Annotated in this window: 3 protein-coding genes; 2 read left to right on the top strand and 1 reads right to left on the bottom strand. The window is 69.7% G+C overall.

What is annotated here, in order from left to right; all coding sequences use genetic code 11:
• The first annotated feature begins 406 nt into the window (after positions 1-406).
• Complete coding sequence (locus LG395_RS40825; protein WP_225814634.1) at positions 407-1,015, top strand: TetR/AcrR family transcriptional regulator; 609 nt, start codon at positions 407-409, stop codon at positions 1,013-1,015.
• Positions 1,016-1,425: 410 nt separating this feature from the next.
• Here the strand turns inward: LG395_RS40825 and LG395_RS40820 are convergent, their stop codons facing one another.
• A complete protein-coding gene (locus LG395_RS40820) occupies positions 1,426-1,986 on the bottom strand; it encodes an NADPH-dependent FMN reductase (RefSeq protein WP_225814635.1) in 561 nt (186 codons plus the stop codon).
• Between the two features lie 418 nt (positions 1,987-2,404).
• Here LG395_RS40820 and LG395_RS40815 point away from each other — a divergent pair, with 418 nt between their 5' ends.
• Positions 2,405-3,256 carry a putative RNA methyltransferase gene (locus LG395_RS40815; protein WP_225814633.1) on the top strand — a complete coding sequence of 284 codons (852 nt, stop codon included), beginning with the start codon at positions 2,405-2,407 and terminating at the stop codon, positions 3,254-3,256.
• Positions 3,257-3,444 lie beyond the last annotated feature (188 nt).

The raw sequence follows: 3,444 nt of genomic DNA, 5'->3' as shown, positions 1-3,444 counted from the left end.
GTGCAGCTCCCTGGCGATCTCCGTGATCGTGCCGGTGGACGAGTAGAAGACGATCGCGAGTTTCACGGGGGTGGTCATGATCGGCGTTCTCCGTTCGTTGTCGAAGGTTCGGCGAGAGAATTCCGGCCGGACGATCTACAAGACGACCGGTCGCCTATTCGACGTTAGACGACCGGTCGTCGGGTGTCAAAGACGCACCGCCCCCGAGCCTCGACCGGCGTCCAGACCTCGACCGTCGACCTGGCGCCGGGTGCGGGTCGTCGCCGGACGTACCGGTCCCGCAGGACACCCGCACCGGCCGGTACCGGGGCCGGCACACGTGTGCGCGACCCCGCCGGGCCCAGCGGCTCGCCGACCGGCACCAGACCCACTCCCCTTAATAGACGATCGGTCGTATACTCACCTCATGGGACGGACAAGTGACGCCAGGAGGAAGATCCTCGACACTGCGCGGTCACTCATCGAGATGCGCGGCTACTCGGCCCTGGGTGTCGCCGAGATCTGCAAGGCGGCCGGGGTGCCCAAGGGCAGCTTCTACTACTTCTTCGAGTCCAAGGAGGCCCTCGCGCTCGCCGTGCTCGACGAGCACTGGGCCGCCGAACGGCGTGGTTGGACCAGCCTCCTGGCGGACGGCACGGAGCCGCCCCTCCAGCGTCTGCACCGGCTCTTCGAGGCGACCGAGGCAGAGCACCGGACCTGCCAGGAGGACCACGGAACGATCGCGGGATGCATGCTCGGCAACCTCTCCCTGGAGATGTGCAACCAGAGCGAGGCCGTGCGCGACCGGCTCAAAGAGATTTTCGAGGACCAGGTCGACATGATCGAAGCGGTGGTCACCGAGGCTCAGGGCCGCGGGGAGATCGCCGTCGCCGACATCCGCGAGTCGGCCCGGGCCGTGGTCGCGCAGCTGGAGGGCCAGGTGCTGTTCGCCAAGCTCTACAACACCACCTCACCGCTCGGCGTGCTGTGGGCCAACTGCCTGGCGCTGCTGAACACCCGGCCCGCCGGCTCGTAGTTCCCGGCCGTACGGCGGCGGCCCCTGGCCATCGGATCAGGGGCCGCTCCGGATCGAGGACCCGTGCGGGTCCCGGTGCCGGCCCTCGGGAGGCGGTGGTGACGGATCTTCACGTACCCGCAGGCCGAATCGGTCGACGTCACCGCGCGCGAGGACGCACGCGCCGGACGGCGGGCCGAGGCCGTGGACCACGACATCGGACTGGTCACGGGGCGAGGCCGACACGGCGTGCCGGGGCCAAGGGCGTAGTCCTCCGTGCAACCGACCCGCACGAAGTGGCCGCACGGCACATGGCCGGCCGGGGTCGCTCCCCTCCTCCGTGGAGCGACCCCGGCCGGTGGCGGTCATCGTCGTCCACCGCTCTCGGACGACGATGACCGGGGTGTCGCCGGCCGAGGCCGGCGAGGTCCTCAGCTGGCGCGCAGCGGCGCGAGGGCCTTCGCCCACGCGACGACCTGGTCCAGCGTGGTGACGAGCGCGTCGCGCTGGATGTCGGCCGGCTTGAACACGGAGAAGTTCTCGAAGTCCGTGAACAGGGAGAGACCCACCTGCGCGCGGACGTCGGCCAGCTGCAGCTCGCCGGCGATGCCACGCAGGTGCTCCACGGCGCGGGCGCCGCCGAGCGAGCCGTAGCTGACGAAGCCGACGGACTTGTTGTTCCACTCGGCGTAGAGGAAGTCGATCGCGTTCTTCAGCGCGCCCGGCACGGAGCGGTTGTACTCCGGCGTGACGATGACGAAGCCGTCGAGGGAAGCGATCTTCTCGGCCCAGGCCTGGGTGTGCGGCTGGGTGTAGTTGCCCAGGGAGGCCGGGTACGCCTCGTCCAGCACGGGGAGCTTGTAGTCCAGCAGGTCGACGAGCTCGAACTGGGCGTCGGTGCGCTCGGAGGCGACGTCGTGCACCCAGCGAGCGACGGCTTCACTGTTACGGCCCGGCCGGGTGCTGCCGATGATAATACCGATCTTGGTCATGAGGACGCCTTTCATGGCTCGGCCGCACCTGAGGTCGATTCAGGCTCAGCCGCATATACTTGTCGAAGCAAGTAGAGCACGGGTTAATTGACACGTCAATAAATTGCCTGTTCCGGAGCTGTGCCGCGCCTCACACCCGGGCCAGGCCGTGTCTCCCCAACTCCCGCAGGGATGAGAGCCTCAGATGAAGGCCTCTGTCGAAGCTCGTACACTCATCGCGTGGCATTCATGAGCACCCCGCACTGCTGCTTCCTGTGATCGGAAGACGGTGAGGGCGATGCCGGACGGCATCGCCCTCCTTGGTGTGCCTGCTACGCCAACCACCTTGCCGGCGCTGCCCGTTCCTTGCTGAGGCAGTGACCTTCCGTGTGTGCGTACAGGCGCGGCGTCTTCCCTTCAGCCCTGCCAGGAGTGCCTCGTGCCCGTGTTGCTTCCCCCTGCCCTCGAACCGTTCCTCGACCTGCTGCGCTGTCCGACGTGCCGCACGCCCCGTCTGCATCCCGGCCGCGGCGCACTGCGCTGTACAGCGGGCCATACCTTCGACATCGCCCGCCACGGCTACGTCGGCCTCCTGACCGGCACCCGCGCCACCAGCGGCGACGACGCGGCCATGGTCCAGGCCCGGGACCGCTTCCTGGCCGCCGGCGGGTACGCGCCCATCCGCCGGGCCGTGGCCCGCCTGGCGTCCGGCTCCGCGCCGAGACCGGGCACGGTCGTCGACGTCGGGTGCGGCACGGGCTACTACCTGGCCGGCGTTCTCGACCGGCTGCCCGGCGCCCGAGGCCTGGGCCTGGACACATCGGTGCGCGCGCTGCGCTCGGCAGCCCGATGCCACGACCGGGCCTCCGCGGTGACCTGGGACGTCTTCCGTCCCTTCCCGCTGGCCGACGCGGTGGCCGACGTGGTGCTGGACGTGTTCGCCCCGCGCAATCCGGCCGAGTTCCGTCGAGTGCTCCGTCCAGCCGGACGGCTGATCGTGGTCCGTCCCACCGGGCTGCACCTGGCGGAGCTACGGGACCGGGTGCCTGCGATGGTCACCGTCGACCCGGCCAAGGAACAGCGCCTGCACCGGGCGATGGACCCCTGCTTCGAGGCCGTCGACACCGAACGGGTGGAGTATCCCGTCGACCTGACCGGGTCGGAGGCCCTGGACCTGGTGAGGATGACGCCCAGCGCACGCCACGTGAGCTGGGCGGACCTGAACGTCGACGGCCTGCTGCCTGACCGGGTCACCGTCTCCGTGCTGGCCACCGTCTACCGGTCTCGGTGACGACGGGCGGGCCGCATGCGCCTGCTGACCGGCGAACAGTGGGCACACCGCGTGCCCTTCCTTCCCGGCGTCGCAGGGAAGGAAGGGCACGGGAGCGCAGCTCCCGTAATCGCAGGCGAGCCGGCGAGCCACGCGATGGACAGGCCCCGCGGCGGTCTGACGACCGAGTCCGTCAGCCTGTCGACCGG

The organism is Streptomyces spinosus (assembly GCF_020400655.1).
GTDB lineage: Bacteria > Actinomycetota > Actinomycetes > Streptomycetales > Streptomycetaceae > Streptomyces > Streptomyces argyrophylli.
Note: the sequence above shows the minus strand (reverse complement) of the source record. Positions and strands in the feature narration are given on the sequence as shown.

Bases quoted from the DNA above. Each gene is read 5' to 3' on its own strand.
- LG395_RS40820 (WP_225814635.1), bottom strand. From the start codon at position 1,986: ATGACCAAGATCGGTATTATCATCGGCAGCACCCGGCCGGGCCGTAAC.
- LG395_RS40825 (WP_225814634.1), top strand. From the start codon at position 407: ATGGGACGGACAAGTGACGCCAGGAGGAAGATCCTCGACACTGCGCGG.